This window comes from Bacillus sp. SIMBA_074, assembly GCF_046534555.1.
Taxonomy (GTDB): domain Bacteria; phylum Bacillota; class Bacilli; order Bacillales; family Bacillaceae_G; genus Bacillus_A; species Bacillus_A mycoides.
In genome coordinates this window covers 1-278 of sequence record NZ_JAWRYM010000407.1, presented here as the reverse complement: position 1 = coordinate 278, position 278 = coordinate 1, and the positions used below count along the sequence as shown (strand labels likewise).

Here is a 278-nt window from a genome sequence, read left to right as displayed (position 1 = left end):
CTAGTTATTTAACTGAACCTCTCATTGATTTGGTAGAGGGGGTGTTGAGTCTCATATATGAAATAGTCCCAGGAGATGAAGTAAAACAAGAGGTCAGTTTTGATTGGAATTTCGAGCCGATTGGTTCAAATTGGTTGATTAGAAGAGTAGATAGGAATACATTACGGATAATAATCACTACCTATCAAGATATTGATAATAAAAGCATAGGAACTCCTATTATCGAGCTTGACGCAAATTGTGATTTTCACTTATTTTTAGCTGAATTAATTCATGCA

1 protein-coding gene is annotated in these 278 nt (G+C 34.2%); it reads left to right on the top strand.

Annotated features, from left to right (window positions below):
* Positions 1-278 (top strand): hypothetical protein (locus tag SB773_RS31350; protein ID WP_410594192.1); only part of this gene is annotated, 278 nt, incomplete at both ends.